The organism is Kitasatospora sp. NPDC032121, assembly GCF_055580145.1.
Map to the genome: position 1 here is coordinate 117,062 of NZ_JBVILX010000012.1, position 17,638 is coordinate 134,699.

At 75.4% G+C, this 17,638-nt stretch carries 5 protein-coding genes and 1 pseudogene; all 6 read right to left on the reverse strand.

The annotated features are described in order from the left end of the window. The gene (locus ACZ5OX_RS26565) at positions 1-14,367 is read right to left on the reverse strand and encodes a type I polyketide synthase (protein ID WP_465633556.1); all 14,367 of its coding nucleotides are present in this window, start codon (positions 14,365-14,367) and stop codon (positions 1-3) included. A gap of 247 nt (positions 14,368-14,614) precedes the next feature. Continuing rightward, positions 14,615-14,899 (reverse strand): annotated as a pseudogene (locus tag ACZ5OX_RS26570) (aminotransferase class I/II-fold pyridoxal phosphate-dependent enzyme); the annotation flags it as partial. 239 nt (positions 14,900-15,138) lie between these two features. After that, on the reverse strand, positions 15,139-15,336 hold the full coding sequence (locus tag ACZ5OX_RS26575) for a hypothetical protein (protein WP_465633558.1): 198 nt from the start codon (positions 15,334-15,336) through the stop codon (positions 15,139-15,141). Positions 15,337-15,344: 8 nt separating this feature from the next. Then, positions 15,345-16,088, reverse strand: a complete 744-nt coding sequence (locus tag ACZ5OX_RS26580) for an SRPBCC family protein (protein WP_465633560.1) — start codon at positions 16,086-16,088, stop codon at positions 15,345-15,347. Between the two features lie 73 nt (positions 16,089-16,161). Beyond that, on the reverse strand, positions 16,162-17,409 hold the full coding sequence (locus ACZ5OX_RS26585) for a cytochrome P450 (RefSeq protein ID WP_465633562.1): 1,248 nt from the start codon (positions 17,407-17,409) through the stop codon (positions 16,162-16,164). Between the two features lie 10 nt (positions 17,410-17,419). After that, on the reverse strand, positions 17,420-17,635 hold the full coding sequence (locus tag ACZ5OX_RS26590) for an MbtH family protein (RefSeq protein WP_465633563.1): 216 nt from the start codon (positions 17,633-17,635) through the stop codon (positions 17,420-17,422). Positions 17,636-17,638: the final 3 nt, after the last annotated feature.

Here is a 17,638-nt window from a genome sequence, read left to right on the forward strand (position 1 = left end):
TCACGCGTTGCCGAAGTCGTTGTCGATCAGGGCGAACAGCTCGTCCGCTGTCGCCGTTTCCATCGCCGTGGCGGTGTCGTCCACCGGTCCGGGCGGTGGCGCCTCGCCGCCCGGTGCGCCGGCGCGCCGACCCCAGCCGCGTAGCAGTTCGTTCAGCCGTTCGCCGACCCCGTCGGTGTCGGCCGCTCCGGGCGGGACGGCCGCGAGGAGCGCGGCCAGCCGGTCCAGCTCGGCCAGCAGCGGCGAGGGCGGTTCGGGCGCGGCGGACAGCTCCGCATCCAGGTAGGCGGCGAGCGCTTCGGGCGTCGGGTGGTCGAAGACGACCGTCGGCGGGACGGCCAGCCCGGTGGCCTCGCACAGCGCGTTCCTGAACCGCACCGCGAGCATCGAGTCGAAGCCGATCTCGGAGAAGGCGCGTTCCGGGCGCACCGGACCGGTTCCGGAATGGCCGAGGACCGCTGCCGCGTGCCGGACGACCAGGTCGAGCACCGCTTGGCGGCGTGCCCGCCGATCCAGCGGGGCCAGCCGGGCGGCCAGTCGTGCGGCGGGGGTGCCGTCCTCGTCGCCTGCGGTCTGCGGAGTGTCCTCGGCCGGCGCCGCGGTGGTGGTGGCCGCGGCGGCCGTCCGGCCCGGTGTGGGCAGCCAGTACCGGTCGCGCTGGAAGGGGTACGTCGGCAGCAGGACGGGTGCCGGGCCGCCCGGCCCGGGGGCCCCCGTCCAGGGCGACCAGTCCACCGGGCCGCCGCCGGCCGCCCACGCCTCGGTCAGTGAGGCCAGCAGCCGGTCCCGGCCACCGTCGCCGCGCCGCAGCGTGCCGACCGCCGACACCTCCCGCCCGGCGTCCGCGGCCACCGCCTCGATCCCGGCGAGCAGCACCGGATGCGGGCTGACCTCGACGAGCAGGGTGTGACCCGCGTCGAGCAGGGTGCGGGTCGCTCCGACGAAGTCGACCGGCTCGCGCAGGTTGCGGTACCAGTAGGCGGCGTCGAGCGATTCTCCGGCGACGGGTTCGCCGGTCACCGTCGAGTAGAGCGGGACGGCCGAGGCGCGGGGGCGTATCCCGGTGAGGGCTTCGCGCAGTTCGTCCTCCATCTCGGCGACCTGTGCCGAGTGGGCCGCGTAGTCCACCGGGATCGCCTTGGCCCGTACACCTTCCCGGTCGCAGGCCGCGAGCAGGACGGCCAGCTCCTCGGGCTCCCCGGCGACGACCACGGCGTCGGGGCCGTTCACCGCGGCCACGCAGAGGCGTCCGCCGGCGGGCATCAGGCTCGTGGTCCGCTCGGCGGAGGCGGCGACCGACACCATGCCGCCGCGTCCTGCCAGCCTCAGCAGCGCCCGACTGCGCCGCGCCACCACGAGGGCCGCGTCGTCGAGCGACAGCGCTCCGGCGACGCAGGCGGCGGCGATCTCGCCCTGGCTGTGGCCGACGACCGCGTCCGGGGTGACCCCGGTGTCGCGCCAGTGCGCGGCCAGCGCGACCATCACGGCGAACAGCACCGGCTGGACGACGTCCACGCGGTCGAGCGTCGGCGCGCCGGGCGCGCCGCGCAGCACCTCGGTCAGGGACCAGTCGGTGTGCGGGGCGAGCGCCCGTTCGCAGGCGGCGATGGCGGCGGCGAACGGCACGGAGGCGTCGAGCGCCGCCGCGGCCATGCCGGCCCACTGCGAGCCCTGGCCGGGGAAGACGAAGGCCGTGCGGCCGCCGCGCGCCCGGTCCTGCACGGCGTCGGGGGCGGGTTCGCCCGCCGCGAGGGCGTCCAGCCAGCCGAGGAGCGCGTCGCGGTCGCGGCCGACGGCTGCTGCCCGGAAGGGCAGGGCGGGGCGGGTGGTGGCGAGTGCCCGGGCGGCCGCGGCGGCGCCCGCGCCGGGGTCGGCCCGCAGGTGCTCGCCCAGTCGGCGGGCCTGGCGGCGCAGGGCCGCGGGGGTCGTAGCGGAGAGCAGCCACGGGGTGGTGGTCCCGGTGTCCTCGGAGGGTTCGCCGTCCGTGCCGTCGGGCAGCGGGCCGGAGTCGGCGGCGGGTGCCTCCTCCAGGACGGCGTGGGCGTTGGTGCCGCTCATGCCGAACGCGGAGACGCCGGCCCGGCGCGGCCGGTCCCCGTCCGGGGCGTCCCAGGGGCGGGCGTCCGCGAGCAACCGGACCGCGCCGGCCGACCAGTCCACCCGGCTGGACGCCTCCTGTGCGTGCAGGGTGCCGGGGAGCACGCCGTTGCGCAGTGCGAGCACCGTCTTGATGACCCCGGCGACCCCGGCGGCGGCCTGGGTGTGCCCGATGTTGGACTTCAGCGACCCCAGCCACAGCGGGCGGTCGGCGGGCCGGTCCTGGCCGTAGGTGGCCAGGAGGGCCTGCGCCTCGATGGGGTCGCCGAGCACGGTGCCGGTACCGTGCCCCTCGACCAGGTCGATATCGGCGCCGGACAGTCCCGCCGCGGCCAGCGCGGTCCTGATCACCCGCTGCTGCGCGGAGCCGCTCGGAGCGGTGAGGCCGTTGCTGGCACCGTCCTGGTTCACCGCGGTGCCCCGTACGAGGGCGAGGACCGGATGGCCGAGGCGGCGCGCGTCGGAGAGGCGTTCCACGAGCAGGACGCCCACCCCTTCGCCCCAGCCCGTGCCGTTCGCCCCTTCGGCGAAGGAGCGGCAGCGGCCGTCGGGCGACAGGCCCTGCTGACGGCTGAACTCGACGAAGACGTCCGGGCTCGCCATCACCGCGGCACCGCCGACCAGGGCGAACGAGCAGTCGCCGGCGCGCAGTGCCTGGCCGGCCAGGTGCAGTGCCACCAGCGAGGACGAGCAGGCCGTCTCCACGGTCACGGCGGGGCCGCCGAGTCCGAGGGTGTAGGCGACGCGGCCGGAGGCGACGCTGGTGACCGTGCCGCTGAGGAGATGCCCCTCGATCTCGTCGGACGGGTCCTGCGGGCCGGTGCCGTAGCCCTGGGCGGCGACGCCGACGTAGACGCCGCCCTCGCTGCCGCGGACCGACGCGGGGTCGAGTCCGGCCCGCTCCAGTGCCTCCCAGCTGGTTTCGAGGAGCAGTCGCTGTTGCGGGTCCATGGCCAGTGCTTCGCGCGGGGAGATGCCGAAGAAATCCGCGTCGAACTCGGCCGCGCCGTCCAGGAAGCCGCCGCCGGTGGTGTAGAAGGTGCCCGGGTGCAGGGGGTCCGGGTCGTAGAGGGTGTCCAGCGGCCAGCCGCGGTCGGTGGGCAGCGCGGCGACCGCGTCCACTCCGTCGGCCACCAGCTGCCACAGGTCCTCGGGCGAGCGGACGCCGCCCGGGAACCGGCAGGCCATCGAGACGATCGCCAGGGGTTCGTCGGCCGCCGCGGGCCCGGCCGCGCCGCCGGCGGCGGCTGCGGAGTCCGTCGCGGCCGTGCCGGTCGTGCCATCGGCGTCCGGTTCGGTGCCGCTCAGTTCGGCGAAGAGGTGGGCGGCAAGGGCGGCTGCCGTCGGGTGGTCGAAGACGGTGGTGAACGCGAGCGGCAGAGCGGTGGCCGCGACCAGCCGGTTGCGGAGTTCTACGGCGGTGAGCGAGTCGAAGCCCAGCTCGCGGAACGGGCGGTCGGCCGCGAGGCCGGCGGCCGACTCGTGGCCCAGCACGGCGGCCGCTTCGCTCCGCACCAGTTCCGTCAGCAGTTTGCGGCCCTCGGGCTCGGACAGTCGGTGCAGCCGGTGCAGCCACGACGGGCCGCCGCCCGTGCCGGGTCCCGACCCGGCGGAGGTGTCCGCGTCCGCAGGGTCGCCGTCCGCCGCCCGGGGCTCCGGGGCGGCCGCCAGGCCGCGCAGCAGCGCACTGTCCCTGACCGAGCCGAAGATCGGCGCGAAGCGGCTCCAGTCCAGCTCGGCGACGACCGGTTCGCCCTCGTCCAGGGTCAGCGCCAGGCCGAGCGCGGAGAGCGCCGCTGCCGGGGCCATCGGCACCAGCCCGTGGCGGCGCAGGCCGTCGCCGACCGCGCCCTCGGCCATGCCCGCGCCGGCCCAGGGGCCCCAGGCCACCGAGGTCGCCGTCAGGCCCCGGCCGCGCCTCGCCGCGGCGAGGCCGTCCAGGTAGGCGTTGGCTGCCGCGTAGGCGCCCTGGCCGCCGCTGCCCCAGGTGCCCGAGATCGAGGAGAACAGCACGAAGGCGTCCAGCGGGCGGTCTTCGAACAGGGCGTCGAGGTGGGCCGCGCCGCACGTCTTGGCCGCCGTCCGCCGGGCCAGTTCTTCCAGCGTGCAGTCCATCAGCGCGGTGTCCGAGGTGAGTCCGGCGGTGTGCACCACGGCCCGTACGGTGTCGCCCTCGTCGCGCAGCCGCCCCAGGACCCGCTCCAGCGCGGTGCGGTCGGCGACGTCGCAGGCCAGCAGGGTGCTCCGGGCGCCGAGCGCCGCCAGGGCGTCGACCAGCGCGTCGGCTCCGGGGGCCTCGGGGCCCCGTCGGCTGAGGAGGACGAGGTGTTCCGCGCCGCGCTCCGCAAGCCAGCGTGCCACCTGGGCGCCGAGGCCTCCGGTGCCGCCGGTGACGAGGGCCGTGCCGCGCAGCGTCCACGGTGCGGGCGCGGATGTCGCGGGCTCCGGCGCGGGGACGAGCCGACGACCCAAAGGTGCCGGCGCGCGTACGGCCACCTGGTCCTCGCCGTCCCGGCCGGCCAGCACCGCGCACAGCCCGTCCAGCGCGGGCCCGTCCAGCAGGTCCGGCAGGTCGACCAGGCCGCCCCAGCGCGGCGGGTGCTCCAGTGCCGCCACCCGGCCCAGGCCCCACACCTGGGCCTGCTCGGGGCGGACCTCCTCCGTGCCGTCGGCTGCCACCGCGCCGCGGGTGGCGCACCACAGGGGTGCGTCGATACCGCTGTCGCCCAGGGCCTGGAGCAGCAGCAGGGTCCCGGTCAGGCAGGCGTCGAGCATCGGCAGGCCCGGGCGGGGGCCCTGGGCCAGGGCCAGCAGCGACAGGACGCCCTCCAAGGAGCCGAACTCCGGGAGCAGCGATGCCAGTTCGGCGCGTTCGGCGGCGGCCCCGACCCGGATCACGGCCACGTCGGCGCCGTGCCCGGCGAGCGCCTGTTCGCAGGCGAGTGCGGTGTCCTCGGCACCGGGTCCGTCCGGGGTGACGAGCAGCCAGCGGCCGGAGAGGCGGGGCTCCGCGGGCGCGGTGAGCGGCTCCCATGCGATGCGGTAGCGGCGGGGGCCGGCGGGGACATCGGTCTCCCGGCGGGAGCGCCGGGCGGCGGGGGCCGGGTCCGGCGCGGCCACCGGCCAGAAGCGCCTGCGCTGGAAGGCGTAGGTGGGCAGGTCGACCCGCTGCACGTCGGTGCCGCTCCAGCCCGCCGACCAGTCCACCGCCACGCCGCGCAGGTGCAGCGAGGCGAGTGCGGTGCGGACCGCGTCAGGCTCGCCGCGGCCGTCGCGCAGCAGCGGCACCGTCCCGGGGCCGCCGGGGCCGCCGGGGGTGGGGGTGGCGTCGGGGAGGCAGGCGTGGAGCATGCCGGACAGCACGCCGCCCGGTCCGAGTTCGAGGTACGTCGTCGCGCCCTCGGCCCGCAGCCGGCGGGCCCCTTCCAGGAAGCGCACGGTGCCCCGGACGTGGCGCACCCAGTGTTCGGGGGAACGGAGTTCCGCGGCCGTGGCCGTGCGCCCCGTCAGATTGGAGACGATCTCGATGCCGGGCGCGTGATAGGTCAGCGACTCGGCGACGTCCCGGAACGCGTCGAGCATCCCGTCCATCCGGGCGGAGTGGAACGCGTGGCTCACGCTCAGCCGGCGGGTGCGCCGTCCGCGGGAGCGGAACGCCCCGGCCAGGCGCAGCACCGCGTCCGCGTCACCGGACAGGACCACGGAGGTGGGCCCGTTGACGGCGGCGACGTCCACCGCGTCCCGGCCCGGGTCGCCGTCCGCTTCCGTCTCCGGGAGGGGGTGCCCGGTGCGGTCGTCCAGCAGGGCCTGGTGCACTTCCTCCTCGGTAGCCTCCACCGCCACCATCGCCCCGCCCTCGGGCAGTTCGTCCATCAGCCGGCCCCGGGCCGCTACCAGCGCGCAGGCATCGGGCAGGTCCAGCACGCCCGCCGCGTGGGCGGCGGCGAGTTCGCCGATGGAGTGCCCCATCAGCAGATCGGGCTGCACACCCCAGTGCTGCACGAGCCGGAACAGCGCCGTCTCCAGGGCGAACAACGCGGGCTGGGTGTACCGGGTGCGGTCGAGCAGCGCCGCACCGGGGGTTCCGGGCTCGGCGAACAGGATGTCGCGCAGGGGCAGGTCGAGGTGCGGGTCCAGGCCGGTCAGCACCTCGTCGAGGGCGTCGGCGAACACCGGGTCGTCGCGGTAGAGCTCCGCGCCGGCTCCGGCCCGCTGGCTGCCCTGTCCCGGGAAGAGGAAGGCGGTCCGGCCGGAGCGTACGGCGCCTCCGGTGAGCAGGTGGCCCGCTGCCGTGCCGCGCGCGAGTGCGATGAGCGAGCGTCGGACGGATGCCCGGTCCCGTCCCAGGACGGCGGCCCGGTGTTCGAGCGGGGCCCGTCCTGTGGCGAGCGAGTAGGCGACGTCCGCCAGTTCGGCGTCCGGGTCGGCATCGAGCCGGCTCACCAGCCGCCCGGCCTGTGCCCGCAGGGCCTCCGGTGTGCCCGCCGAGAGCAGCAGCGGCACGGGCGGGGCGGCACGGCGCGCGGTGGCCGTCGTGGCGGTGTCCGGGGCGGGTACGGCCGAGATGTCGGTCCGCTCGGGGGCGGGCGCTACCGCGACGGCCGGTGCCTGCTCGATGATCGCGTGCACGTTGGTGCCGCTGATGCCGAACGACGACACGCCTGCCCGGCGCGGGTTCCCGGTCTCCGGCCACGGGGTGTGCGCGGTGAGCAGGCGGATCGCACCGTCGGACCAGTCGACGTGCGGGTTCGGCGTCCCGGCGTGCAGGGTTCCCGGCAGTTCGCCGTGGCGGATGGCCAGCACCATCTTCATCACTCCGGCCACCCCGGCCGCCGCCTGGGTGTGCCCGATGTTCGACTTCACGGAGCCGAGCCACAGCGGCCGGTCCGCGGGGCGCGCCGGCCCGTGGACGGCCTGGAGCGCCTGCGCTTCGATGGGGTCGCCGAGCTTCGTGCCGGTGCCGTGGGCCTCGATCGCGTCGATCTGGTCGGCGCGCAGCCCGGCGTCGGCCAGCGCGGCACGGATGACCTGCTGCTGGGACGGGCCGTTGGGGGCGGTGAGCCCGTTGCTGGCGCCGTCCTGGTTCACGGCGGTGCCGCTGATCAGCGCGAGTACGGGGTGGCCGTGGCGCAGGGCGTCGCTGTGGCGCTCCAGCAGCAGCACTCCCGCGCCCTCGCCCCAGCCCGTGCCGTCCGCGTCCGCCGAGAACGCCTTGCACCGTCCGTCGGCGGCGAGCCCGCGCTGACGGCTGAACTCCACGAAGAGCCGCGGGGTGCTCATCACCGTCACCCCGCCCGCGAGGGCCTGCTCGCAGTCGCCGCGCCGCAGTGCCTGCACGGCCAGGTGGAGCGCCACCAGCGACGAGGAGCACGCGGTGTCGACGGTGAGCGAGGGTCCCTGGAGGCCGAGGACGTAGGACAGCCGCCCGGACAGCACGCTGGCCGTGTTCCCGGTCAGCAGATGCCCCTCGGACACGCCCTCGGCGCCCTGCAGCAGCGAAGAGTAGTCCTGGCCGTTGGTACCGATGTAGACGCCGACCTGCCGGTCCTTCAGCGCGGTCGGGTCCTGCCCGGCGCCCTCGACCGCCTCCCAGGCGGTCTCCAGGAGCAGCCGCTGCTGCGGGTCCATGGCCAGGGCCTCGCGCGGCGAGATGCCGAAGAACTCCGCGTCGAACTCGGGGGCGTCGTGCAGGAAGCCGCCCTGCCTGCTGTACGTGGTGCCGGCGTGGTCGGGGTCGGGGTCGTACAACCCCTCGGTGTCCCAGCCCCGGTTCGACGGCCAGTCGCCGACGGCGTCAGTGCCCTTCGAGAGCAGGTGCCAGAAGTCCTCGGGCCCTGCGACCCCGCCGGGGAAGCGGCAGCCCATGCCGACGATCGCGATCGGCTCGTTGCCGCCGGGTGCCGCCGCCCGGCTCGCCCCGGCATCGACGGAGCCGGCGGGCCCGGCGGTGCCGCTCGCGGCGTCCGGCAGGTCCAGGTCCGCGAGCAGCCGGTCGGCCAGTGCCGACGGTGTGGGATGGTCGAACAGGACGGTGGCGGGCAGGGCCAGTCCGGTGACGGCGGCGAGCCGGTTGCGCAGCTCCACCGCCGTCAGCGAGTCGAAGCCGAGCGCGGAGAACGCCTTTCCGGGCTGGACCGTGTCGACGTCGGGGTGGCGCAGGACCGTCGCCGCGTGGGTGCGTACCAGTTCGGTGAGGGTCCTGACCCGGTCCTCGTGGCGCGGCAGTACGGCGATCTGCTGCCGCAGGGCGTCGGCGGAGTCGCCGCCTTCCCGGGCCGCCGACGGTGCGGTGGCATCCGGGACGGGCCTCTCGGCAGCCGGGTCCGGTATCCCGTGGAGGAGGGCGGCGGTCCACCGCCCCCTGCCCGCGGTGAAGCGCCTCCAGTCGACATCGGCGACCACGACCAACTCGTCGTCCTCCGCGAGTGCCCGGCCGATCGCGGTGACGGCCGTTTCGGGCTCCATCACCGGCATGCCGAAGTCCCGCAGCCGTGCGGCGACCTCGTCCGCCAGCATGCCAGGCCCGGCCCAGGCGCCCCAGGCCACGGACGTGCCGGGCAGCCCGGCGGCCCGGCGGGCGGCGACGAGTGCGTCGACGGCCGCGTTGGCGGCCGCGTAGTTGCCCTGCCCGGCGTTGCCCACGACGCCCATCACGGACGAGAACACCACGAAGGCCGACAGGTCGAGACCCGCGGTGGCCTCGTGCAGGTTCCGGGCGGCGGTCAGCTTGGCGCGCAGCACCACGGCGAGCCGCGCGGGGTCCAGCGCGTCGAGCACACCGTCGTCGAGGACGCCGGCCGCGTGGATGACGGCGGACAGCGGGCATCGCGCCGGGATGTCGGCGATCAGCGCCGCCAGTGCGGCCGGGTCTGCGACATCGCAGGCAGCAAAGGTCACTTCGGCGCCCAGCTCCGTCAGTTCCGTCCGCAGCGCGTCCGTACCGGGTGCGTCGGCACCGCGGCGGCTGACCAGCAGCAGCCGCTCCGCGCCCTGGCCCGCGAGCCAGCGCGCCGTGTGCGAGCCGACGCCACCGGTGCCACCGGTGACGAGGACCGTGCCCTGCCATTGCGGTCGCTTCCGCACGGCCGCGCCACCCTGACGGGCTCTCGGCGGCACGGACGACGCGGGCCGGAGACGGCGTCCGTGGACCCCGGTGGAGCGCACCGCCACCTGTTCCTCGTCGGCCGCGGCTCCCGCGAGCACCGCGCACAAGCGGCGGGCGGCCCGTACGTCCAGCACCTCGGGCAGGTCGATCAGACCGCCGCGGCGATGCGGGTGCTCCAGCGCCAGCGTCCGGCCCAGGGCGGCGGACGCGGCCTGGCCGGCCGGGCCGGGCCGCTCGGCGCCGCCCAGGACCGCCAGCCCCTTCGTCAGGATCCAGAGCCGGGCCGCGCTGCCCGCGCCCTCCAGGCCCGCGTCCTCCAGCGCCTGGGCCAGCGCGAGGGTCAGCGCCGGACCACCGGGCAGGTCGGGGTGGTCGGGATGGGGGCGCTCCTCCCAGGACAGCAGGGACAGCACCCCGGCGATCGGCTGCTCCCCGGCGGTCTCGGTGAGCAGGGCGGCCAGTTGTTCGCGGGTCGCGCCCGGATCGGCGACGACGCACGGGAGGAGGTCGGCTCCGGCCTCGCCGAGGGTGTCCAGGACGGCCGCCGCGTCGTCGCCCTCGGGACGCAGGGCGAGCCAGCGACCGGGGAGGCCGTCCGCCGGCGCGACCGACAGGGGCGCCCAGGCGACGTGGTAGCGCCAGGACTCCGCCTTCCGCTCGCGGTTCCTGGTGGAGCGCCAGATCGCCAGCGCGGGCAGGACCTCGTCCAGGGCGGCCCGGCCGACCCCGAGGATGTCGGCGAGCCGGGCGGGGTCCTGCCGCTCCAGGTCGTCCCAGCGGTCCTCGGCGGGCGCGGCCGGGACGGCGGCGGGGGCCGTCAGCCAGTAGCGGGTGCGCTGGAACGCGTACGTCGGCAGCTCGACCCGCCGCGCCCCCGGGAACGCCCCCGACCAGTCCACCCCCAGCCCGCGCTCCCAGCCGCGGCCGACCGCGAGCAGCACCTGCGCCGGACCGCCCTCCCCCCGGCGCAGCGTCCCCAACACCGCGGCGTCCGCGCCCGCGGCCTCCACCGACTCCCCCACCGCCACGCCCAGCACCGGGTGCGGGCTGGACTCGACGAAGAACCGGTGCCCGGCCGCGAGGAGCGCGCGGGTCGCCCGCTCGAACTCGACGGTCTCCCGCAGGTTTCGGTACCAGTACTCGGCGTCCAGCGCCTCGGTGTCCAGCAGGCCGCCGGTCACGCTGGAGTAGAACGGCACCGCGCCCGAGAGGGGGGTGACGCCGTTCAGGTCGGCGAGCAGCCGCTCGCGGATCTCCTCCACGTGCGCGGAGTGCGACGCGTAGTCGACCTCGATCAGCCGCGCCCGCACCCCCTCCTCCACGAGTTCCGCCACCAGCGCGGCGACCGCGTCCGCGTCACCCGACACCACCGTCGACGACGGTCCGTTCACCGCCGCCACCGACAACCGGCCCCCGATCCGCTCCCGGACCGCCTCCACCGGCAGCGGCAGCGACGCCATCCCTCCACGCCCCGCCACCGCCCCCACCGCACGCGACCGCAGCGCCACCACCCGCGCGCCGTCCTCCAGGCTCAGACCGCCCGCCACCACGGCGGCCGCGATCTCCCCCTGCGAGTGACCGACCACCCCGTCCGGGACGACCCCGAACGAACGCCAAACCTCCGCGAGCGACACCATCACCGCCCACAGCACCGGCTGCACCACGTCGACCCGCGCCAACAGCTCCTCCGAGCCCAGCGCCTCCCCCAACGACCAATCCGTGTACGGTGCCAGCGCCCGCTCACACTCGGCCATCCGCGCCGCGAACACCTCGGATGCGCCCAGCAGCTCCATGGCCATCCCGACCCACTGCGAACCCTGGCCCGGGAACACCATCGCCACCCGGCCGGACACCAGCCCACCGCCGGACACCGCAGCGCCCCGCGCCAGCGCGGTCACGCCGTCGAGCAGGTCGCTCCGGTCCGTGCCCACCAGCACCGCGCGGTGTCCGAAGGACGTGCGGCCCACCGTCAGCGAGTAGCCGATGTCCGCCGCGTCGAGGCCGGGTTCCGCCGCCACCCGCGCGGCCAGTGCCGCCGCCTGCGCGCGCAGCGCCTCCGGGGTGCGCGCCGACAGCGGCCACAGCACCGTCCCCGGACGCGGGGCATCCGCCGCCGCCTCGTCGGCCGGGGCCTGTTCGAGGATGACGTGGGCGTTGGTGCCGCTGATGCCGAACGAGGACACGCCGGCCCGGCGCGGGCGTCCCGTGTCGTCCCATTCCCGGGCCTCGGTCAGCAGCCGACCGGCGCCCGCCGACCAGTCCACCTCGGGCGTCGGGCCGTCCACGTGCAGGGTCTTGGGCATCACGCCGTGCCGCATCGCCAGCACCGACTTGATCACCCCGCCCACGCCCGCCGCGGCCTGGGAGTGGCCGATGTTGGACTTCAGCGAGCCGATCCACACCGGCCGCTCGGCGGGCCGGTCCTGCCCGTAGGTGGCCAGCAGCGCCTGCGCCTCGATCGGGTCGCCCAGGCGGGTGCCGGTGCCGTGCGCCTCCACCACGTCCACGTCCGAGGACGTCAGCCCCGCGTCCACCAGCGCCGCCCGGATCACCCGCTGCTGCGACGGGCCGTTCGGCGCCGTCAGACCGTTGCTCGCACCGTCCTGGTTCACCGCCGAGCCGCGGATGACGGCCAGCACCGGGTGCCCGTTGCGCCGCGCGTCCGACAACCGCTCCAGCAGCAGCATGCCCACGCCCTCGGCCAGGCCGAAGCCGTCGGCGCCCGCCGCGAACGCCTTGCAGCGGCCGTCCGGGGCGAGTGCGCCCTGCCGGCTGAACTCCACCAGCATGCCGACCGTGGACATCACGGTCGCGCCGCCGGCCAGCGCCAGCGAGCACTCGCCCGAGCGCAGCGCCCGGGCCGCCAGGTGCAGGGCCACCAGCGAGGACGAGCAGGCCGTGTCCACGGTGACCGCCGCCCCCTCCAGGCCGAGGGTGTAGGCCAGGCGGCCCGACGCGACGCTCCCGGTGTTGCCGGTCAGCAGGTGGCCGCCCTCGTCGGCGCCCTGTTCGAGGGATGGGCCGTAGTCCATGGTCATCGCCCCGACGTAGACGCCCGTCGGGGTCCGCCGCAGGGTGGACGGGTCGATCCCGGCCCGCTCCAGTGCCTCCCAGGTGGTCTCCAGCAGCAGCCGCTGCTGCGGGTCCATCGCCGCCGCCTCGCGCGGCGAGATGCCGAAGAACTCGGCGTCGAAGTCGGCCGCGCCGGCGAGCGAGCCCGCCTCCCGCTGGTAGTACCGGCCCGGGGTGCCGGGCGCGGGGTCGTACCGTCCGGCGGTGTCCCAGCCGCGATCGCCGGGCAGCGCGGAAACGGCGTCGGCGCCCATCGACACCAGTTCCCAGAGTTCGTCGGGGCTGCCGACCCCGCCGGGGTAGCGGCAGCCCATGCCGACGATCACCACGGGGTCGTCGTCCGCGGCCCGCCGCACCGGCGCGTCCGCGTCCGTGCGCCGCTCCGGCCGGTCGCCGCCGCCGATCCGGGCGTGGAGGTACGCGGCCAGGGCCGCCGGGGTCGGGCAGTCGAAGACGGCCGTCGCCGGGATGCGCAACGCCGTCGCCGCGCTCAACCGGTTGCGCAGCTCCACGGCGGTGACGGAGTCGAACCCAAGGTCGAGGAAGGCCAGGTCGGCGGGGACCGGTTCGGACCGCCCGGTCAGCGCGGCGACCTCCTCGTCCACCAGCCGCACCAGGGCGGCGCGGCGCTCCACCGCGTCCAGGCCGACCAGCTCCGCGCGGAACGCGCTGCCGGCGTCCCGGGGGCCGTCCGCGCGGCCGGTCCCGTCCGTGTTCGCGTCCGTGTCCGTCGGGGCGGGCGCCGCGAGCGCCGCCAGGACGGCGGCCGGCAGTTCCGGCAGCCGGGTGGGCCGCGCTTCCGGCCCCGGCTCCGGCTCCGGCTCCGGCTCCGGCTCCGGGGTGACGCCGTGCACGTACAGCTCGCCGAGCGAGGTCAGGAACCGGCTCGGACCGCCCTGGTCCCGGCGCAGCGTGCCGAGGACGGCGGCCTGCGCGCCGTGTTCCTCCGCGCAGTCGGTGAGGGCGGCGGTCAGCACGGGGTGCGGGCTGACCTCCAGCAGGACACCGTACCCGTCCCGCAGCAGGGCCCCGGCCGCCTGCTGGAACCTGACCGGGTTGCGCAGGTTACGGCACCAGTAGTCGGCGTCCAGGACCGGGGCGTCAAGCCGTCCCCCGGTCAGGCCGGAGTAGTAGGGCAGGTGCGCCGTGCGGGGCCGGATCGGTGCGAGGTCGGCGCGCATCCGGGGGACGATCGCGTCGATGTGGGGGGAGTGGGCGGCCAGGCCCACCGCGACCCGCCGCGCGTGCACCCCGGCCGAGGCCAGGTCGGCGAGGAGTTCGGCCGCGGCGTCGCGGTCGCCGGAGACGATCACGGACCGCGGACCGTTGTGCGCGGCGACGACGAGGCGGCCGTCCCAGCGGCGCAGCCGCGGTTCGACCTCGCCGGCCGGGGCCATCACGGAGACCATGTCGCCCTGCCCGGCCAGGGTCGCCTGGGCCTGGCTCCAGCGGGCGACCACCCGCGCGGAGTCGTCCAGGGAGAGCGCGCCGCTGACCGCGGCGGCGGTGACCTCGCCGACGCTGTGGCCGAGCACGGCGGCCGGTTCCACGCCGCGGGAGCGCCACAGCCCGGCGAGCGACACCGTCACGGCGAACAGCAGGGGCTGCACCACGTCGGCCCGGTCCCCGGCGGGCGCGCCCGGCGCGTCCGGGTCGCGGAGCACGTCGATCGGCGACCAGTCGAGGAACGGTTCCAGGGCCTGCGCGCAGGCGTCCATGCGGTCGCGGAACACCGCGGAGGCGTCCAGCAGGTCCACCGCCATCCGGGGCCACTGCGCGCCCTGGCCGGGGAACACGAAGGCGACCCGGCGACCCGGCGCCGCCGCGCCCTCCACCAGGCCGGACGTGCTCCTGCCGTCGGCGAGCGCGTCCAGCCGCCGCAGGAACCCGTCCCGACCGTCGGCCACCAGTGCCGCCCGCCGGCTCCCCTCGGAGGCGGCGCGCGCCAGGGCGAGCGCGACGTCCCGGGGGCTCCAGTCGTCCCGACCGGCCAGGTACCCGTGCAGGCCGCGGGCGCCGGCCGCCAGCGACTGCCTGCCGCTGCCGGCCAGTGTCCACAGCAGCGGTGCTTCCGTACCGTCGGGGTGCGTCATCGTGACTTCGGACTCCTTCACGGCGATCAGGACCATCAGTCGCCGGACCGTGGCGGAGTACCCGCTCCCACGGGTCGCGCGCCGACCGGGACGCCTTCGTCATGCCCGGCGTGTACCACCACCGGACGTGCGACGTCGATCTTGCCCAAGTCGCATAGCGTCCCGATAGCGCAGGCCGCGACACGGTGCGGGTACGGGGGGCGGGTCGCGGCGCAGCGGGAGAGCCGCGCGCACCCCGTGGGCCGGGTCAGCCGTCCGTTCCGGCGGACCGCTGCGGGCCCGGAGTTCGCACCCCCAGCTCCCGCCAGATCCCGTCCAGTGCCGCGATGAACTCCTCGACCTCCGCGGACTGGTGGGCGGCGCCAGGCGCGCTCCTGAGGATCTCCTGGCCCGTACGCACGCTCGGCGCGTTGATGGCCTTCACGTAGATGCCGTGGCGTTCCAGCAGAAGGGCGGAGATCCGCTGGGCGAGTGCGCCCGCCACGACCGCCGGTGACAGGGCAGTGGTGAGGGTGAAGGAGCGGGACAGGCCGCAACACACACCGTGGCCAGCAGAGAAAGGAGAAACTGACCGCAGGGATCTGCTGGAATGAGTCCGATTACATTTTCACCGACGCCTATGGGCGTCCGCTGCGCCCGGACTACAGCGGCCACGTCTTCCAGAACATGGTGCGCAGAAGCGGCCTGCCGCCTATAAAACTGCCGGACGCGCACCTGACTAGCTGTACTGTCACCTCCGGACGGCACCGGCCTCGTGGAAGTGGAGGTGGGCTACCAGCGGCCGCGCGGCGGTGGGTTGAGCTTGGCGGCGAGGGCCGAGAGGAAGGTCGGGAGCTTGTCGACCATGGCCTTGGGGACCGGGGTGGTCTGGACGCTGCCCTGCCGCACGTCCTCGACGAGAAGCGTGTAGGTGCCGTTCTCCTCGACGAGTTCGGCGACGAAGAGCAGTGTTCGGGTGGAGATCTCCATCGGGGGTCCTAGGCTTGGGTGTCGTTGAGCCAGGCGGTCCACGCCTGGGTGGCCTGCTGCCCGTCGGTCTTCTCGGCGAACAGGTGGTGACCGAGCCAGATCGGCCAGTTCCAGGTGCTGCCGTTGAAGAAGCGGTAGAGCGCGTCCGGTCCGCGCAGGCCGATGAAGTCGGGGTCCAGCCAGTCCACGACCACCTCCTCCGAGCGGTCGCCGGGGCCCGGGAGGGCGAGGGTGAACCGGTCGCCGACGGCCGCGTCGTCGGCGAGGCCCAGTCGGCGGCGCAGGGCCACGAAGTCCGCCGGGTCGGAGGTGCGTTCGGGCCGCTCGGCCTTGACGTAGACGGCGGGACGGTCGGCGAAGTGCCGCAGGTACTCGGCGAGGCCATGCTGGTAGAAGTCGACGTGCCGCTCGGCCGCCGCCGCTTTGTTGTCCCAGGTCTCGTCCCAGACGCCCTCGTGGATCCAGTGGATTCCCATGCGCAGGTGGCTGGTCATGGCGTCGACCGGGTCGATCAGGTAGGTGAGCGTGTTGGAGAAGCCGTTGTCCATGGCCACCCGGATGGCGAAGTGCCGCGGCGGCTCCCAGACCTGTACGGTGCCGTCGCCCCGCGAGACCCTGCCGCCGACGTGCGGCTCGATCTCCATGGTGTAGAGCCAGCCCAGGTTTCCGGCGGCGGTGGCGACGGCGTGCCAGACCTGGTCGGGGGTGGCGGGCAGGTCCTGCTCCCGTCGCACCTCGAACTCTCGGGCCATGGTCGGTGCTCCTTCGTCGTCGTTCGGTGATTCGGTCGTTCGGTGATTCGGTCGTTCGGTGGTCGATCGGTCGTCAGTAGGTCAGCGGGAGGGCGACGAGCCGCCGTTGCAGCGGGTTGGGCCGCCAGTCGAGGGTCGCTCCTCGCGCCAGTCCGAGCCGTGGGAGACGGCGGACCAGCGTGCCGATCGCCACCTCCGTCTGGAGCTTGGCCAGCGGGCCGCCGAGGCAGAAGTGCGGGCCGATGCCGAAGCTCAGGTGCCGGTTTCCCGGGCGGGCCAGGTCGAGCCGGTCGGGGGCCTCGAAGCGCTCGGGGTCGCGGTTGGTCGCGGCGAGGAACAGGTAGACCAGTTCGCCCTCGCGCAGCGTCCGGCCGCCGATCTCCAGGTCCTCGGCGACGACCCGGACGATCGCCTGGGTCGGCGTGTCGTAGCGGGTCAGTTCGTCGACAGCGGTGCGGATCATCGCCGGCTCCGCGCGCAGCCTGGCCAGCTGGTCGGGGTGGCGCAGCAGGGCGAGCATGCCGTTGCCGACGAGGTGGGTGGTGGTCTCGTCGCCCGCGGTGATCAGGACGAAGCAGGTGGAGAGCAGTTCCGCGTCGGTGAGCCGGTCGTCCTGGGCCTGGGTGGCGACCAGGGCGCTGATCAGGTCGTCGCCCGGGTCGGCACGGCGGCGGCGGACGAGCCGGGCGAGGTACTCGTCGAACTGGTCGATCGCCTCCTCGGACTTGTCGATGTCCTCGCCGATCCGGCCGAAGCGGCGGAACCAGGCCTTGACCTGCGGGCGGTCCTCGGGCGGGATGCCGAAGAGCTCGCAGACGACGGACAGCGGTAGCGGGGCGGCGACGGTCTCGATCAGATCCATGGTCGGCCCGGCCGCGACCGCCTTGTCGACGAGCCTGTCGACGATCCGCTGGATGCCGTCGCGCAGGGCTTCGACGCGCCGCGCGGTGAAGGCGCGGTTGGCGAGCTTGCGCAGCCGGGCGTGGTCCGGCGGGTCGGTGTTGGTCATCACCCGGCCGAGCCGGTCGGTGAGCCGGCCGAACGCCTTGAGGTCGCCGCCGAGCGCTTCGTAGGCGCGGGTCATCCGGTCGCGGTCGTTGGACAGCCGATGGTCGCTCAGGGAGGCCTCGACGTCGGCGTACCGGGTGAGGTACCAGATGCCCTGGGCGCTGCGGTGGACGGGGCTCTCGCGCCGCATCCGGGCGTAGACGGGGTACGGGTCCCGCCGGGCTTCGGGGGTGAGCAGGTCCGCCGCGTGGTCGTGGGGCTGGGCGAGGCCCGCCGTGGGGCGGGCCTCGTCCGTGGTTCGGGTCGGGTTCACGTCGGCCGCTCTACTGCCCGGCGTTCATGGCGTCGATGAGGCTCTTGGGCCGCATGTCGGTCCAGTTCTGCTCGACGTACTCCAGGCAGGCGGCGTGGGTGTCGGGGCCGTGGGCGGTGGTCCAGCCGGCCGGGACGTCCGCGAACCGGGGCCAGAGCGAGTGCTGGTTCTCGTCGTTGACGAGCACGAGGAAGGTGCCGTCCTGGTCGTCGAAGGGGTTGGTCATGGG